Genomic DNA, 17,229 nt, shown 5'->3' with positions numbered 1-17,229 from the left:
CACCTTCAACACCATACAGCATGACTCAACCAGTACCTTACAGTCCACAGCCACAGCTACCGCCACAGCCATATCCTTATCCGTATCCTTATCCCTATCGTTCTTTTCTTGATGACCCTTGTATGCGAGAATGCCGAAGACTGGGAATACCTTTAGTAAACTGCTGTTTTAGATGTGGATATTGCTAACAGACATGCTTAGAATTAACGTGCCATATAGATCATGATCTCCAAGCGGCGGCTTCTATCCTTCTTGTTATAAAAGCTCATCCTACCCACTTTCTGCGGCTCTGTGAACGTAAAATGTTTTCATGTTTGAAATTAAAATGAAAATGATCAATATGAATCAATTAATCAGTCCAGTCATTTTTTATTTTTTTGCATCTAATAAATTATGGAAATGCTGTAGCCGCAGTACCAGAACCATTGAGCTTGTAATCCCTCAATCTTTTACCACTTTTTAACCATCGGCTATCCTTTGTCGGTGGTTAAACTTTTTTAAAGTATCATCTCCAAGAGCCTCTATCTTCTCTAGCAGTCTTCCGGTTATGACACTGCCTCACATAATGGCTGCCAATTGTTCCGATGCCAAAACAGCGTCTTATCTCCCTTGTGTGGAACGATATGATCAACTACTGTAGCACCAGTGAGTAAGCCTTTATCAAAACAATGTTTGCAGAGTGGATGCTTTCTTAAAAATCCTATTCTTGCTTTTCTCCACTTGGCATCGTAGCCACGCTGCGTAGATGATCCACGTTCTCGGTCATACTGCTGTACTTGTTTCTTTTGATGCAAAGGGCAATAAGCTTCTCTTGTTAGGGTTGGACATCTGGAATGCAGACAGGTCTTTAATGGTTTGCTAGGCATTGTTTCACCTTCCTTGTTTAATAGAAAAAATATCTATCAAAATGACCTATATATATTTATTTCTTTTCTTTTGTGTACTTATTGCATACATCATGCAGCAGAAACTAGAGTTACTGTTGCAGAAATGAGGGTTATTGCTTACAGAAACTCAACTGGTTAAAATACCCATTTCCGCTAAATTAGTTATTGTAAACAGAAACCCCTATTAATGTTACAGAAACTACAGTTCAAATAGAGTTATTGCGACATGATGTAAACATTAAGTACAAAAGAAAAAAGCACCACATTGGGTGCTTAATCTCAGCCAAATAATATCGCACTAAGCCATTTTTTATTACTGTATAATATTAAACACAGATAAATGGCAAATAGAAAAAATTGCCTTTTAAGTAAAAGAGCTAATGCATTAAGGCCTAGTAAGATTAACATAGCTATGTATGTCTTTCCAGTATCTTCGTCATCTAAATGGACAAACAAATAAATTGTAACAAAAACTGCAATAACTAATTGGATATAAAACCAAACTTTTTTAAACCGATCTGTTTTGCTAGGTGGCATTTTCTTATCTATGCTGACTCACCTCTGTCTCTGCAAACTTAACATCTATAAAGTATTATTATAGCGGTTCAACTACAAAACCAAAAGTAAGATTTGTAGAAGTAATCAAAACCCCATTACCTTCATTTGCTTCTTCTATTTTATTAACAGTAGTTTGGAGAAACCAGGCTATTAAAGATGAAACAAAAGTCACTGATTTTGAATCAGGATAGTTCAAATTGACATTTATCATAGCTAATAACGTAGCAAATGCGACTCCTGCTTTATGTTGGCGTATCATATCTCTAGTAGCCCTATCATCTAGCCACATTCCATAACCCCACCAATATACTTTAATGTCTACGTTGCCTTTTAGAGAACGTTCTTTTGCCATTGCCATTACTTTATTACTTCTTTTTTTGTTCTCTTTTATGGTCGTGATACTTAGGTCTTTATTTACTACAATATTACCCTCTTTTACTTGTATGTTTAAGTTATTCATATGATTCTGAATATCATCAACAAATTCTTCAGGTATTGATAATTCAGAATGGTACGATTGATCTAAAGAGATTGTTCCATCCTCTTTTCTAATAACATAGTCTGCTAACATTTCGACATATTTATTTTGATTCTGTTCAATACTTTTTTTAGCGGTAGATGATTCAGCGGCAGTATTAGTTTTATCATAAGCTTCTGCTGGTACTGCTATAGATGTGAAAAGAGCTAACATCGAAAGTGAAAGTAAAACTTTTTTCATGTTTTTCATATCCTTTCAGACTATTTTTTACAATATAATCATAACATTTAAAAAAGGTAAATATATGTAAAAAATTCGACACCTTTTTCAATCAAACCAATATATTGTCGAATATTAATTTGAAAGCAATATAAAAAATAGCCACCCGCAGGTGACTAATGCACTTATTTCCCTATCACTCAGTCTTTTCTTCTATTGATTGCTCAATAACATAGTTAATTTTTAGCAATATACCAAGGCGCCAATAATACCAGATTAAGATTGCTAAAGCTAGTAACAAAGCAGAACCAAACATTTTAAAATAAGATAACATATTGTTTTCGAGAGCTTTTAATAAAACTTTGCCTACTTCGTTATTAATAAATTCATTAAATTCTTCTTTGGATTGTAGAGTTTTAGAAGCTATCAGGGAAATGAAGCTTGTAGTTGTATTAAGACTAACAATTAAAATAGCTACTAAAAAAGAAAAAAATGTAGTAAAACAGACTGTCATCACTACTCCAATAGGAAATTGTTTTCTTTTTTCTACTTGACTATTAATACAAGCTTTTAAAGTCCTTAATTCACTTTTAGTATGTTTTTGTATTAATTGATTCTTGATATAATCTAATTGATCTAAAGTTAACCACCGTTTGATACCAGGAAAGAAGCTACCTCTCACATCCTCCAATATGTAAGTACTTGCTTTATTCTTGCTGAATTTTACTCCTAAATTCAAAATACATACCCCCTTACTGCATAATTCGACAAACAGGGACTATTTTCCTATTTATTCCTCATGAAAAATTAGGGGATAAAGTACTTCTACTTTCTTATCTCAAAGCAGCCACCCGCAGGTGACTAACCTTTAAATCTCATGAATAAATAAAAAAGCTACCCGATTGTTCGAGTAGCCTGTCCTTGATTAATTTACCTGTTATCATCATATCACCTTATTCTCCAAATGGAGCGCCATTCTACCGCCAATATTCCGCCATGTAGCCTCTACCATCCTGTATGATAAGTATAAAAAACACCAACTAAGGTGCTTTTTTAATGTAAAGAGTAAAAGTAATTTAATCATTTAAAATAAACATCCCGTTCCACAATTATTTGAAGTGGGACGGGATATCTTTATGTTTTTTATTCTGATAGAGTCATCATCTTAGGTAGTCGACAGAAAATTTAAGTTATCTTCCCCATATCTCGATAAGAAATGATTTTTCAAATTTTCCATTGTAATATTCATGTAGGATTCCTCCCGTAGCATCCTTTGAGGCTTTTAAATACCATGTTCCACCAATTTTCTCAACACTTAATCCCTTACCTGTAACCGTATAAGAAGTGAATGGTGAAGAATACAATGATACCCTCCCCTCACTAGGTACACCTAGATTTGGTTGAATCTTTAATACTTGAGAATTTGTTTCTTTTGCAGTATTAATCTCAGTAGCTGCAAAAGTAGGAACAGCTAAAGCACCAGTAAGAACCGCGAAAGTAGATAAAGATGCTAACAGTTTCTTCACAACAAATCACCTCAAAATTTATTTGGTAATATTTACCATGAATTCATGTTACCATCCTTCCAGTTATAAGTAAACTGCCTTTTGGTAATTATTTCAATTTTCTATTCCTTTTTCTGTATCAAGAAATTAAAACAGCCACCCGCAGGTGACTAACCTTTAAATCTCATGATATAAATTTACACCATCTACAACCTAATACCACACGATTAAAACTTATTTTTTTCATATTATTTCCTGTTATATTTTATTTGATTTTTTCTCTATTAACCTCTATACCCTTTGTTACTTTGGTTCCTCAACCCTCCTTCCTAATTTCTTTCCTTATATAGATAGTGTTTCTGCAATCACTTGTTTAAAAATAGCTATTGACTGCCATGCTCCAATTTGAGTCACTGGGAACGGCTTTGTCAGGAACAGCAGACAGAAAACACCTACCTGCACCCGTAAATAAAAAATTTACAAGTGCGAGAGTGGGTGTCACCGGTTTACGGTAGTCGAGGTTTCGCTACGCCTTGTTTAAACACTAATCTTTCGATTACAGCCGACTTTCTACACGTATTAAACAGCCCCTACATGCTGGTTTCTATCGGCAGCCACTACAACCTTAGCTGTACTGTTTACCACCGCGCCTTTTATGGTTGCGCTCACCTTTGACCGTCAGAATGTATAAACAAGGAAGTACATATGGTACTGACGCGCTGTATTTTGTGACATTGGCTACAGCTTAACCTGTTCGAGTTTAAAACGTGTTAGGTCATTCCGCCTAAAGATATTTAACTATTGGAGTTAATCTACAGTAGATAATATATAACTTCTAGAGTTAAACTCCAAGATTTATTTAGGTCAGAAGTGTAACGCCTGAGGTTAATCGTGTATAATTAAAGTAAGAACCATTTAATCTAACTGAGGTGAGGAAATGGGTGGAATTAAATTCACTTTAGAAAAAACACTGGAACGCTTGAATATCACTAGAAATAGGCTTGCTGTAGAGGCTAAAATAAGACCCAATACTATCTCTGATTTAGCTAGCGGCAAAACAAAAAGAATAGAATTTGCAACGTTAATCAGTATTTTGGATGAATTAAACAGAGTAGCAAAAGAACGTGGGGAACGTGAGATTACAATCGAGGATATCATTGCTTACGATCCAAATATCAGTGAGGAGGATAAGTAAAATGCCAGTATATAAAGACCTTAACGCAAAAAAGAATCCTTGGTATTTTGAAATAAATTATTCAGAGGGTGGGAAATACAAAAAGAAGAAAAAGCGTGGTTTTAAAACAAAAAAAGAAGCTGAAGCAGCAATGTTTGAAGTCCAGAATCAATTAAATAAGGGAACATATATTGAACCATCTAAGATGCTTTATAGCTCATTTATGGAAGACTGGTTAAAAGATAAGCAAACTAAAGTAAAAAAGCGAACATTAGAAACTTATAGCGGACTTGTAAATAACCACATTATTCCATCACTTGGAGAAATAGAATTGTCTAAACTAACACCAAGACATATCCAAAACCTATACAATTCATTGTTTGAATCAGGTAGACTTTCAGACGAAAATATTCAAAAGGTACATACAATTATCAATGATTCATTAAATAAAGCTGTTAGTTGGGAAATGATTCCTAAGAATGTAGCTTCCGTTGTGGACAGGCCCAAGGCAAGGAAAAAGGAAATGGAAGTCTGGGAAGTGGAAGAAGCCCACACTTTTCTAAAATCATCCGAAAAGGATCGTTATTACATCGCTTTTCTTTTAGCCTTAACTACAGGTATGCGCCAAGGTGAAATTCTTGGTTTGCGTTGGAAGGACGTAAATTTGGAGAATGGAATTATATCAATAACCCAAACTTTAAGTCATGACGGAAAAGAGTTACAAATTGGGGCTAAAACCAATTCTGGAAATAGAACTATAGCTATTGATGCAGAAACAGTAAAAGAGATGAGGAAAGTTGAAAAAAGATACAAAGCTGAAAAATTAAAAGCTGATCCAGGTATGTATGAAGATAACGGACTAGTTATTTGCACTATTGTAGGAACTCCAGTAACTCCAAGAAATTTAATGAGGTCATTTTACCGTTTGATTGAAAAAGCGCAGGTAAAAAAAATAAGATTTCATGATCTTCGACATTCACATGCCACCATGCTATTAAAAGCAAACGTTAATCCAAAGGTTGTTGTTGAACGTATGGGGTGGTCTGATATGAAGATGATAGACCGCTATGCTCACGTTTTACCTAACATTCAAAAGGAAACTGCTGAAACATTTGGTAAAGTATTCTTTGAAAACAAAGAAGCTAAATAGAAATTTCATTCGCGCCAAATTCGCGCCAAATTTTCTTTTCGCACCAAAAAACATATGGACAAGTCTGTCTGTAAATAACAAAAACCCCTTGATTCCCAAGGGGTTTACACGTCTTATATATGGTGATCCGGACTGGGTTCGAACCAGCGACCCCCACCCTGTCAAGATGGTGCTCTCCCAGCTGAGCTACCGGATCAAATTTTTCTGGGAATGAAATATGTATTTGGTGGGCCCTGTAGGACTCGAACCTACGACCAATCGGTTATGAGCCGACCGCTCTGACCAACTGAGCTAAGGGCCCTTATCTTAAAACGTTATGTATAACATACATAAGCATTGCTTGTTGACAAAAATAAGTATAACTCATTTTCATTTAAGATTCAATAGTTAAATAAAACTTTTTCTGCTTTTTTTTGTGAATTTTCCCCAATAGCTTATTTTCTATCGGAATATTTACGCACATCAATTTTCTTTACTAAGCTAAGCTTTTCCCTATAAGGATCTGCCAATTCTACCAGAGCTTTGGTTCTGTTGGTTCTGTTCATTCTCACATTATACTCTAGGTCTATTTTTAGTAATAAAAGTTATTTCTACATGAATAGTGCCTACCTAATAGGACTTCCTGCTAGGTAGGCACTCCATATTGCTCCTCTATCTTTTCTACCTTTCTACTCTTCTCTTATTCGTTTATCTTAAATTTTTCAACAGCACGTCGCATTCCTTCTGCCATCTTAGTCAGTGCAGTTGCAGATGAAGTAATCTCTTCCATTGATGCGAGCTGTTCCTCAGATGCTCCGGTAACGCTCTGTGAAGAGGCCGCCATGCCTTGGGCAATCTGGGCAATCTCGCGCATTGAGGCAGAGACTTCTTGTGCACTTGCCGACATTTGTTCGGTAATGGCTGATACGTCATGAATTTGCTCAACGATATGCTGTGTCGATGCTTGAATGTTAGTAAAAGCTTCTCTAGCTTCTGTTGTCACCACGATACCCTTTTGGACATCTGCATGAACTTTCTTTTTCATAACTTCTGATGCATTCTGGGTCAAGCTCGTTACCTGTATGATAATCTCTTGGATGCGATCTGCCGTTTGTTTGGATTGATCTGCAAGCTTTCTGACTTCATTCGCAACAACAGCAAAGCCTCTTCCCTGCTCTCCTGCCCGTGCTGCTTCAATCGCTGCATTTAATGATAGCAAGTTCGTCTGCTCCGCAATATCAACGATAGCTGTACTCATCTCAGCGATTTGTCCGCTATGCTTTTGCAATTGTTCCATAATACTTGCGGATTCTTCTACAGATTGACGAATCGCCTCCATTTGTTCTGTCACTACTATTACTTTTTGATTACCATTCTGTACATCCTCTGAGGTTTTAGCCGATGAATCTACAATGGCATTTGCTGATTCGGCGATTTTAAAAATACCCGATGACATTTCTTCCATGGTCCGAGCGCTTTCAGATGTAGCTACTGCTTGTGCTTTTGATCCGTTTGCCGACTCCTCTATTAGCTCAGTCACATATTCAACCGCTTTAGAATTTTGGAGCGTACTAGCTGTCATTTGTTGACTTGACGCCGCCAATTGATTAGATGTTTCCATCATCTCTGTGACAATCCCTCTCAGAGAACCTACCATTTCATTGAAGTTGGTGGCTAATTGACCAATCTCATCGTTCTGATTAATATTCACCTTTTCGTCTAAATAACCATCGCTTACTCGTTTAGCAGAGACAGCCAGTAGTTCTAATGGTTTTGTAATTTTACTTGTCCAGATAAATATTAAGATCGAAGCGGCTACAAGAAAGACAACTAAAATGAATGCCGTTTGGTTCAGAATCGGGGCAGAAGCCTTTGCATATTCTTCATTTGAAAGGACCCCTGCGATCTTCCAGCCTGTTAAAGGGTTGGTCTCAAATACCGCTTTTAATTTTTTACCGTTCTCAGGGGAATCATAGCTGATCGAGCCCTTATCTTTTTGCTGTATGTAAGTGTATTGCTCACCATCTATCTGATGTCCCATGGGTTGTGTAGGATGGGACATGAATTTGTTCGTACGATCTAGCAGGTAGGCATATCCTTCAGAACCAAATTTTACACTTCCCACTAGCTCGTGAAGTTTATTAATGCTTAAACTAATACTTACAGCACCCTGTCCATCTGGAAGCGCTTTACCGATATTCAATACATAATTTTTTGTTGTCATCGAAATGACCGGATTATGGATAGCGATGGCGCTCGGATCCTTCATGACCTGTTTATACCAATCTCGCGTTCGTGGATCGTAGTCTTGTTTACCTGGGTTAGGAGCTTTCATCCATGCACCATTTTGATTCCCAACTGTTACGATTTCGATCTCGGGATGTTGTTTTGCAAAGTCCTCCATTATTTTTCGAAGCTCAGGACTCTGTGCGTCGATTTGACTAGAGGTAATTTGTAGGACCAGAGTATCGAGATTAGCAATCTCTAATTGAATAATCTGGTCAATTGCTTGGTTCAATAAGCTTACATTCGACTTAGCTGTTTCCTCTAATTTTTGTTCCAATTGCCATTTCGAGATGTAGTAGGAGGAATAGCCGATGAGAACTCCCTGTAATATTAGGACAACAATAATCAGAAACATCAGCCTACTCCGTAAGGTCTTTCGATTAAATATACTTTTTCGTATGTCTAGCCATTTCATTAGCCTATGCCCTCCCTTGATAGTAAATCAGCCTGACAGTATAGCTGACTAGGACTTTATATCTATTACTTACATCGGTTTTTTTCCAACTTTTATGTAACTATTTAGGAAAATTCTTTTAAAAAACATTATTGTTAATATATACCTCTGCATGTAATTAAAGTTAATTATATGAAATACCACTAAAAAACACACGTAAAAAGAACCGTCTCATCCACAGATAAACCTACAGACAAGACGGCTCCACAGCCTTTTGACTTTTTTACTTGAAGAAATAAAATAACAGCGTGCGCTCTCTGCTAGTTACATCTATCCTTATGTCCAATTCTGTTTTGTAACATCAGCATTATTCTAATAACAAAAGCCTCAGATCATACTGAATAGCTTACAATAAGTAAAAAATAACGCCTAGCGCTGCATACCAGGGTACGCCCAAATTCCGCTTGTTCTCAATAAATCACGGTAAATAACTAACTGTTCATCCTTTGTTACTTTATGGGCTTCTTCCAAGGATTTATAATCTAGATATACCATATTAGTGATGTTGCGATCGTTCTTTTTACCCAATTGCTTTGCATAATGCTCACTCGCTTCTTTAAACACACTTAATCCACGACGCATATGACTCGCACTGGATACCAGTGTCATATCCTTTAAGCCTTCACGTTCCATGATTGCAATGGAAAAAAGCGCATTTTCAACGGTATCGGTTGCTTTGTTATCTAATAGAATGCGGCTCTTATCAATCCCTTGCTCCATGAGCCATTTGCTCATAGCATCCGCTTCCGTTACCCCTTTTTTCGGTACCCCACCGCTCACGATGATTTTAGAATTTGGATACTGCTTTGCTAGAGCAAGCCCTGCTTTTAGACGTTCAATTAATGGCTCTCGCATGGTTCCATCCTCTGCTAGCGCATAGCCTAGAATGACGATGGCATGATCTTTTTGCGGCAAGCCTTTTGGTACGTCCTTGTTAAAAACAGTCTGCATATAGGCTTCAGCTGAGGCAAGCTTTGCTGCGTACTCGTTTGCTTTTTTCTCATCTAATTTCTTTAATTTGGCCATTTGAGCATCATACGTTTTTGTATCGCCGTTCACCTTGGAATAAACACCGTATAATAAATTAGCGTTAAAATTAGTAGGGTCAAGATTCAGAATTTGCTTATAGGTCTCTAATGCTTCAGGAAGCTTCTTTTGAATGATTTGAGTAGAAGCTAGTCCGAATTTCAGGTCATTATCAAAAGGGTCAAGCATAGTTGCTTCTAAGTAAGCGTTTTCAACAACATCGTATTTCCCTTTTAAGGTAATCCCCTTAAAAATCTCCGCTTCTGCTTTCTTTAAATCACCGCCGTGCCAGTAATAGTACATCGCTGTTTCTTTTAGCTGGTTAATACGGTAGCTTGTAGGCTCATCATTTTTTACAGTAGTCGTACTTGGGTTCGCGAATACACTAGACGTTGTTACCAGGGATGCTGCTAGAATTACACTAGCTAGTAATTTTTTGTTGCGTAACACCATAAAAAATTCCTCCTTATGAGCAGCTCTATGTTGTTAGGTCAATCAGAAGCACGGCTTGCACGATCCTCCTCATGCATAAGAAAAATGGCTTTCATAAGCAAAAAAGCATGAACTAAAAAGGTAGCAGAAATAATTCTCTACGCCCCCTTTAGCTCATGCCTAGTCGTACTAGTAACACGCCGTATAACTGATTTTCATTTTTGTATAATGAATAATACCACACAATGTAAACGCATACAATATAGAATTTCGTTTTTTAATAATAATATCATAATTGTGCCATTCCTCTATTTTTGTAACGTAATATGAAAAATGTATTACAAAATATACCTATAGCTCTTCCTCTGCATCCTCATCTATGACCGCAAAATTATACCAGACCGATCGTGAAAACTCTTCCCCAAATTCATTTACCCCAGTGATTTCTAAGCAAATGTTGTAAACCCCTGGTTCCCGCGGAGCTTTAAAAGTTCCTTGAATCTCATCGTTATTTTCCTTAATTTTCAGATAATCATCTGCGGCCAAAAGCTGTCGATTCTTTGTTTCAACCATGCTAACATTAGCAATTGCCTGTTTCTTAATAGTAGCTTCAGGTAATTCGACTCGGATTTCTCCTCGCTCACCTGGTTCATAGATTTTTTTCTCACTTACTACTTCCATTGGTTGGTCACTTTCTACCTGAGCAAACATAAAGTAGGCATCGTGTTTCCCAGACGCAACAAGCTTCCATTTCCCTTTTTCTGGATCATCAATTTTAAATCCATTATGGATCGCACTTGCAAACAGTTCCTGAGACTCGTCCCCATCCACGTCAGTATCAGAGTCAAAGTCACTGTCTCCTAGTCTCTTTGGCGTATACTCCTTGCCTGATGGGCTAATCAGCTTAACTTTTGTCTTTTCATTCGCTGTCATAACATCTACCATCATCTGACTAACTCCGCTTTCCAGCAAGAAGGTCTCCTGCGTTTTTCCTTTAATTTTACCGCCTCTTACAATTGTATTGCTCACGATTGAGGATGGCGTGTTTTCTTCCTCGTCGATTTGATATTCTCTGTCTAATTCCGGCGCGAAATTGGCTTGTAATTCTTTTGGGCTTTTACGTATATTGGATTCTACCTCTGACCATACGTGTTTAGCATCGGTAATAGCAGTATGAGAGATATTTTTCTTAAAGGTTTTAATTCCATAGGGTAAGCCAAAAGCAGAATCAACGGTAACGGCTCCATCGTCTTCACCTGGTAAAACAGCATGGGCAAACCAATACTTTGTAAATACGCCATCATCCCCTGTACCTGCTGCCATATAGGTTCTGGTTTTGCTGATATCCCTATGATTATCTGTTTGTTTGCGGAAATTAGCCATGTAGGAGGTTTGTAAGGAGTATACGGCATCATCTTTTTTGCCTAGAATTTCGGCGAGCCAGGAGAACCACGAGGAATAGGCTAAGTCTGCCAGTTCAGAGCCTTTATTCGGAGTAGCAAGCTGATGAACGGTATGAACATAAGGGGCCGCACCATAATGAATAAGAGCTGCTTGTGTATCAACACCGCCTTTAGAATGAGCTACAATTGCGATTTGGTTTACGTTGTAATAATCGGCTACTTTTTTAATCACTTCAGCCAGCTTTTCTCCATTCGTATACATGTTGCCGCCATCACCATCAGCGTCTCTTAATTGCACAAAAGCAGTGCGGTACCCCGAGTTGTAAGCTGCTTCATATAATCCGCCGTCTCGATAAAACTTTTTGTAGGTAGCGTGAAGTCCTTGAACGAATAAAATGACAGGCTTGTCCGGCGAAGCGTTAGGCGGAATAGCTCCCGTATACCAATCACCAAAAGCACCATGGGGATTCTCGTCATGCAGAGTAGGCGCAGGGGCGGCGGCTAAGGCTTTGGTAGAAAACATAGGGCTAGGCAGTAATAAACTAGAAGTTAGAGTAATACAAATTACAGCATGATACAGCTTAGATATGCGCATTAATTTTCACTCCTCATTCATAATATCGCCTTAATTTACATATTCTCCCTTTTGCATTCAATTGTCAATTATTTTTTGAATATTTAATCATAAATTCATGCTCTTTATTTTTTATTCATGTTTTCTCGTACAACTTCTTTTTTCTTTCATAGAAAAAACATTATGTTTACAAGCTTTACGAAAATAAAACATCCTGCTTCACCTTTACTGGTTAAGCAGGATGTTTTCGTTTATTTTGCCGTTTGAAGGGTCTCTGCAGCTTTTATCAAGTCCTCTTTTGTAATATTTTGGGAGAATGTCCACACCGAATAGCCTAAACTCGTCCCGTTTTTGATCCAACTAATTCGTTTATGCATATCGCCATCCGGTCTTTTCTTGGTTGTATAGGCTGCTTCATTATCCCCAACCTTTACTTTTTCAGCATTGTCGTGTTCTCCACCTACAGTGATTCGTCCGTTTTTTACTCGATTTTCCTTATTCATCACGTTCACCACAATCTCACCTTTGGCTGACTTATAACGTACAAAGGTCTGATCCAGAACCTCACTCATTTTAACTTCATGCACGACATATTCTTTTTGATTTTTCTTTGCTTCTTCCTTCATCGCCTTAGCATCGTAGTTCTGCTCTGGTTTAAAATGCACAAATGCTTCCTGGAAGCCGAACCCACCTGCAAGCTCCGCAGGCATAATAAGCTGTTTGCCCAGCTTTTCCTGCAGATTCTTGTGGTTGGTCAGTTCGTATGGTTTTGCTACTACATCTATATTAGGGTGTTTGCCTTCGGTATATGTCATTTTTGATGACTCATCAATAAACTTAGGAACCGTATAAATAGCTACTGCCTTACCTTCCTCAACACCTTGTAGGACCTTATTTACAATATCACTAATGCGTTCTAACTCCTTCTTCTTTTTATCTAGCCAATCAAGCCCCTTTGGAGTTAATTTCTCTACCATTTGCTGTTGATTCGGCACTTTGGAAACTTCATAGGCCACCTCTCCTTTGTCATTTTTCAACTGTAGAACCTCTACAGCCGCAAACACGGACGAAGCCCCCACCAATAAACCAACTGCTAGAAAGAATCCGATTTTCTTTTTCACTTTAACTACCTCCGTTTGTTTTTGTTTCGCGTAAATGGCATCCAATACTTTTTCTGTTACGTTGACATGCGGGACTTTCTTTGAATGTAACAGCTCCTTCATCTTGCTAGACGGATCTCTGTCCTTCATTGATAATCCCTCCTGTCCTGTTTAAATAACGCTTGCACTTTTTCAAAATTCGCTCGTATTGCTTACGTAGTGCAGTAGTTTTTTTGTTAGTCAATTCAGAAATCTCTTCATAGCTTTTTTCTTCTAGCACTCGTAAAATCATGATGTTACGTTCTTCCGACGATAGCTTGTTCCATACCTTTTGTAACGGTTCATTCAAATAATAATGGTCAATTTTCTCCTCTACAAAATTTCGACCGTCGTTCTCCGAATGATAGAGAAACGGAAGCAAGCGCCTCATCTTCTGACGCTTCAATACGTTAACGCAGTGATTGTAAGCAATCCTATAGAGCCAGGCAGAAAACGATTGTGAATAGATATATTGGTCCAGATGTTCATAAGCCTTAAGGAAAACATCTTGTACAGCATCCTCAGCCTCCTGCGTATGATCAAGCATATGATAACAATAGCGAAAGATTTGCTGTTGAAAGTGGTTGATAAGAACGCCATACTTCTCAATCGAACCATTTTTTACTTCTTCTAATAATCGTTCCACGTCCTCCTTTTCCAACGTTCATCCTCCCTTCAATAGATGTAACAAATAAGCCGTTCGGATTGTGACACCTTTTTAATTGGTATACGTTCATGAACAAGGTGGAAGGACAGATTGGTAGCTGCTTTCAAGCTAGAGGCCTTCACTTATAACTAGCAGCTAGCCCTAGATAAACAGGAGGAAAACTGGGCATCTATCCTCGATTTACATTTTCAAAAGTCAGCTTCGATCACTACTTTTGACAAATACGCAAAGAAGCACTGACTCTCCTCACAACAAAAAGCACCCTGCCAAAACTGGCTCAGGTGCTTCTGTTTTTATCCTTCATAGAAGAAATTTCATAATCTCTATTCTCTTCAAAAAAAATATTTAATGGCTTATCCAGCCTGATCGGAAGCTGCTTGTTGTCCTGTCATTCCAATGTTGATTCGCAATTGATCGGATTCTTCGTCTTTCCCTCTCGCTGCCTCTGTCTCTTCTTCATCGCGCAGGCGGTGCGCCATTCGACTTGATGCGTTGGCGGCTATGCTACACACCATGTCATCCAGAAAGGTATTCACTTTCCCTTCTGTTTTATTATCCAGTTGTTTAATAATGCCAATTTTTTGTTTATCTAGATGCCCAAACGTTGTTACAGCAATACTGCCATAGCCAAAAACGGAACCAAGTGCCAATGTTTCATCACAACCAAAGAGACCCTCGTCACCTGCGATTATGGATTGCAAAGGTTCAGAAAGCAAACCTTTTTCAGCCAATTTATCCAGTTCGATGCCCACTAAAATGGCGTGTTGGATTTCACGTTTTTCTAAAACAGCCTGAACGCTTTCTATGCAAGCCTCCATGGCCAAAGTAGGATAATAGGGCGATTGCATCGCGTGTACGATTTCTGCAATATCCTCAATGGATACTCCTCGTTCTGTCAAGCTGGCTAAAGCTGCATCTCTAACTTGTTTACTGTGTACCCTTTTGATTTTCATAAAGCCAACCTCCTTACACACATGAGTGGCAAAATAATGAATACATCTTATATAGTATCACATTCTGTGTGGGTTGCGACTCTCTGCACTGTTCGATCAGGCCGTATTGCCCTCATTGGTTACCCGGTTCAAGCAAATCGCTGCTTTTTTGCTTCATACAGCATGCTTTTCTAAAAGTTTGAGCCCATTTCCCTTTTGCCGTTCCCCTCCCCTATACAGTAAAATACAATTATCTAGCAAAGGAGGTTATCCCATGTCTACTTCTCAGACTCCAAAAGGCAGCTTGTCAGAAGTGACTCTCGCTAGTCAATATCTGGGCACCAGGGAAACGCTACTTATTTATACGCCCCCCTTTTATTCACAGCTGTATTCTTATCCAGTCTTATACGCTCAGGATGGAGGGGATTACTTGAGCTTGGGACGCCTGCCAGGTTTGCTTGACAGTATGCTGGATAAAAGGGAGATTCAGAATCTCATCGTTGTGTTTATTCCCGTTGAAAAGGAAAAAAGACGCTCACGCTATCATCCTGATGGCGAGGAATTTGATGCCTATATACGTTTCATGGCAGAAGAAGTAGCACCGTATATGGATAAACACTTTGCTACAGAGCCATTAAGTGGTGGACGGACACTGATCGGTGATTCACTAGGTGGTACGGTTTCCTTAGCGGCCGCTATCCGTTATCCTCATACATTTGGCAATGTAGCCTCCCAGTCAGGAGCCCTGTATGAATCCTTTTATAACGTAGCGGCAAATAGCCAGTCCTTTGAGCAATTATCTCTTTATCTGGAGATTGGTACCAAAGAAACGGCTGTCTCTACAAGCTACGGAACGATTGATCTATTTACCCCACACCAACGCTTTGTAGAATTATTGCAACAAAAAAAGGCCACCTTTCACTTAGAAATAAGCGAAGGCGACCATACATGGGAGCATTGGCAAGCCCATCTGCCCCAGATTATTCGTTATTTTTACTCGTAGCAAAGAAGATAGATAAGCCCAAATGATAGCTCTATTCTCTAGTGGCAGGATCTGTCGGGTCGCGTAATTGAGAGCGGGCAGCTCCATTGGTTATAACGGTTTTGTCGCTTTTAAGAATAGCCCAAAGCATCGTAAAGAGCAGTACAAGTAGCATGGCAATTCCTAAAAAAGCATACGTCATCAAAACAGCACTTTTCATATGTATCACCCCCTTTTCCAGTAGGGTTTCCTGAAAAAGGTAAGTATATACAAGACAACTGCAACATTATACACCGTAAGAATTTTCTGTTAAAATAGAGAAAAGCGTTTAATGGGCATTTTATATGAGGAGGAGGTTTTCCATGAAATATAGTATCGTACTTTTCCCATCAAAAGAAGTGCAAGAAGTCGCTAACTCATACCGCAAACGGTACGACCCTGCCTATGCCTTGGTTCAGCCATATATCCGGTTAAAAGAGGCATTTGAAGCGGATGATACGCAGATTGCTACCTTGTTCGCTCAATTGGAAGACATCGCGAAATCAACCTCATCTTTTTCTATTAATTTCCACAGGGCTTCTACGTTTCATCCTACTACAAACGTTATTTTTCTATCCTTTCAGAACAAAGAAGCTGTTGAAAGCTTACATGCCAGCATTATGAGATACTTCGGCGATCATCAGGAAGAGTTTGCCTTCGTTCCTCATCTGACCATAGGACGTGATTTAAGCGAGTCTGAATTAAAGGATGTTGTCGATCAGTTGGGCATGATGAAATTCGATCTTCCTTCTGAAATAACAGAACTACATTTACTAAAAGAAGAAGTTGATGGTAAGTGGTCGATTGTAAGAAGCTTTCCATTAGCCTAGCTTGTTATTTTCAAATGAGATTGGATAAACAGGGCCGTGCTCGTTATGGCCTTGTTTGTTTTATAAACAGATTTGAGATGTCTTGACATCATCTAATCATCTATAGACAATAGATTACTCTTACTGTATTTTGGAGGAAAGTCAGATGTATACCATTCGCCAAGTAACCACAGACAAAGAATTGCAAGATGCATTGCATGTGCGCCGTGTTGTTTTTATAGAAGAACAACAGGTACCAGAAGATCTGGAAATTGATGAGCACGATCAGCTCTCTGATCCAACCATACACGTTATAGCCTACCGAGATACCGAACCGGTAGCTACTGGACGCCTTCGTTCTCCTGAAAAAGGAGTGGGAAAAATTGAACGTGTTGCTGTTAAACAAGAGACTCGCGGGACAGGCCTTGGTCGTGAACTAATGATTCAGCTGGAAAAAATCGCTGTCCAGCAAGGGGACTCGACACTCAAGCTTTCGGCTCAGTTACACGCCCAGCCATTTTATGAGAAATTGGGGT

Annotated in this window: 16 protein-coding genes and 2 tRNA genes; 5 read left to right on the top strand and 13 right to left on the bottom strand. The window is 38.5% G+C overall.

The window, feature by feature from the left end:
- Nucleotides 1-545: 545 nt before the first annotated feature.
- From AYJ08_RS15990 to AYJ08_RS15970, 4 genes are all read right to left on the bottom strand, one after another.
- The gene (locus AYJ08_RS15990; protein WP_369799690.1) at nt 546-866 is read right to left on the bottom strand and encodes an HNH endonuclease signature motif containing protein; all 321 of its coding nucleotides are present in this window, start codon (nt 864-866) and stop codon (nt 546-548) included.
- Nucleotides 867-1,482: 616 nt separating this feature from the next.
- Complete coding sequence (locus AYJ08_RS15980; RefSeq protein WP_064018552.1) at nt 1,483-2,163, bottom strand: hypothetical protein; 681 nt, start codon at nt 2,161-2,163, stop codon at nt 1,483-1,485.
- A 175-nt stretch (nt 2,164-2,338) separates the two neighbouring features.
- A complete protein-coding gene (locus AYJ08_RS15975) occupies nt 2,339-2,881 on the bottom strand; it encodes a hypothetical protein (protein ID WP_064018551.1) in 543 nt (180 codons plus the stop codon).
- A gap of 451 nt (nt 2,882-3,332) precedes the next feature.
- A complete protein-coding gene (locus AYJ08_RS15970) occupies nt 3,333-3,668 on the bottom strand; it encodes a hypothetical protein (RefSeq protein WP_064018550.1) in 336 nt (111 codons plus the stop codon).
- 916 nt (nt 3,669-4,584) lie between these two features.
- Here AYJ08_RS15970 and AYJ08_RS15965 point away from each other — a divergent pair.
- Together AYJ08_RS15965 and AYJ08_RS15960 are read left to right on the top strand one after the other, a co-directional pair.
- Complete coding sequence (locus tag AYJ08_RS15965; protein ID WP_064018549.1) at nt 4,585-4,842, top strand: helix-turn-helix domain-containing protein; 258 nt, start codon at nt 4,585-4,587, stop codon at nt 4,840-4,842.
- Nucleotide 4,843: 1 nt separating this feature from the next.
- Entirely contained in the window at nt 4,844-5,971 is a 1,128-nt protein-coding gene (locus AYJ08_RS15960; protein ID WP_064018548.1) for a tyrosine-type recombinase/integrase, read from the top strand.
- A 120-nt stretch (nt 5,972-6,091) separates the two neighbouring features.
- Here the strand turns inward: AYJ08_RS15960 and AYJ08_RS15955 are convergent.
- The 8 genes from AYJ08_RS15955 to AYJ08_RS15920 all read right to left on the bottom strand — a co-directional run bounded on the left by AYJ08_RS15955 (nt 6,092) and on the right by AYJ08_RS15920 (nt 14,884).
- Nucleotides 6,092-6,167: transfer RNA gene (locus tag AYJ08_RS15955), tRNA-Val, on the bottom strand.
- Nucleotides 6,168-6,195: 28 nt separating this feature from the next.
- A tRNA-Ile gene (locus AYJ08_RS15950) sits at nt 6,196-6,272 on the bottom strand.
- A 378-nt stretch (nt 6,273-6,650) separates the two neighbouring features.
- Entirely contained in the window at nt 6,651-8,651 is a 2,001-nt protein-coding gene (locus AYJ08_RS15945) for a methyl-accepting chemotaxis protein (RefSeq protein WP_064018547.1), read from the bottom strand.
- Between the two features lie 408 nt (nt 8,652-9,059).
- The gene (locus tag AYJ08_RS15940; RefSeq protein WP_064018546.1) at nt 9,060-10,169 is read right to left on the bottom strand and encodes a YdcF family protein; all 1,110 of its coding nucleotides are present in this window, start codon (nt 10,167-10,169) and stop codon (nt 9,060-9,062) included.
- A 330-nt stretch (nt 10,170-10,499) separates the two neighbouring features.
- Nucleotides 10,500-12,146 carry an esterase/lipase family protein gene (locus AYJ08_RS15935; protein ID WP_064018545.1) on the bottom strand — a complete coding sequence of 549 codons (1,647 nt, stop codon included), beginning with the start codon at nt 12,144-12,146 and terminating at the stop codon, nt 10,500-10,502.
- A 230-nt stretch (nt 12,147-12,376) separates the two neighbouring features.
- A complete protein-coding gene (locus AYJ08_RS24050) occupies nt 12,377-13,375 on the bottom strand; it encodes a DUF4367 domain-containing protein (RefSeq protein ID WP_064018544.1) in 999 nt (332 codons plus the stop codon).
- The gene (locus AYJ08_RS15925; protein WP_064018543.1) at nt 13,353-13,925 is read right to left on the bottom strand and encodes an RNA polymerase sigma factor; all 573 of its coding nucleotides are present in this window, start codon (nt 13,923-13,925) and stop codon (nt 13,353-13,355) included. The genes AYJ08_RS24050 and AYJ08_RS15925 overlap by 23 nt, the downstream gene beginning before the upstream one ends.
- A gap of 359 nt (nt 13,926-14,284) precedes the next feature.
- Nucleotides 14,285-14,884 (bottom strand): phosphatidylglycerophosphatase A family protein, encoded by a 600-nt coding sequence (locus AYJ08_RS15920; protein ID WP_064018542.1) that lies wholly within the window; start codon nt 14,882-14,884, stop codon nt 14,285-14,287.
- A 253-nt stretch (nt 14,885-15,137) separates the two neighbouring features.
- Here AYJ08_RS15920 and AYJ08_RS15915 point away from each other — a divergent pair, with 253 nt between their 5' ends.
- On the top strand, nt 15,138-15,866 hold the full coding sequence (locus AYJ08_RS15915; RefSeq protein WP_064018541.1) for an alpha/beta hydrolase: 729 nt from the start codon (nt 15,138-15,140) through the stop codon (nt 15,864-15,866).
- A gap of 31 nt (nt 15,867-15,897) precedes the next feature.
- Here AYJ08_RS15915 and AYJ08_RS24045 read toward each other — a convergent pair whose 3' ends face one another.
- A complete protein-coding gene (locus AYJ08_RS24045) occupies nt 15,898-16,065 on the bottom strand; it encodes a hypothetical protein (protein ID WP_197490708.1) in 168 nt (55 codons plus the stop codon).
- 142 nt (nt 16,066-16,207) lie between these two features.
- On the opposite strand from AYJ08_RS24045, the gene AYJ08_RS15910 reads away from it, so the two are divergent.
- Nucleotides 16,208-16,714 (top strand): 2'-5' RNA ligase family protein, encoded by a 507-nt coding sequence (locus AYJ08_RS15910; RefSeq protein WP_031412337.1) that lies wholly within the window; start codon nt 16,208-16,210, stop codon nt 16,712-16,714.
- Between the two features lie 145 nt (nt 16,715-16,859).
- Nucleotides 16,860-17,229, top strand: a 370-nt coding sequence (locus AYJ08_RS15905) for a GNAT family N-acetyltransferase (RefSeq protein ID WP_064018540.1), incomplete at its 3' end; no start/stop codon positions are given.

Origin of the sequence: Brevibacillus sp. SKDU10 (genome assembly GCF_001645205.1) — a bacterium.
GTDB lineage: Bacteria > Bacillota > Bacilli > Brevibacillales > Brevibacillaceae > Brevibacillus_B > Brevibacillus_B halotolerans.
The sequence above is the reverse complement of the archived record's forward strand: the minus strand, read 5'-3'. Positions and strand labels throughout refer to the sequence as shown.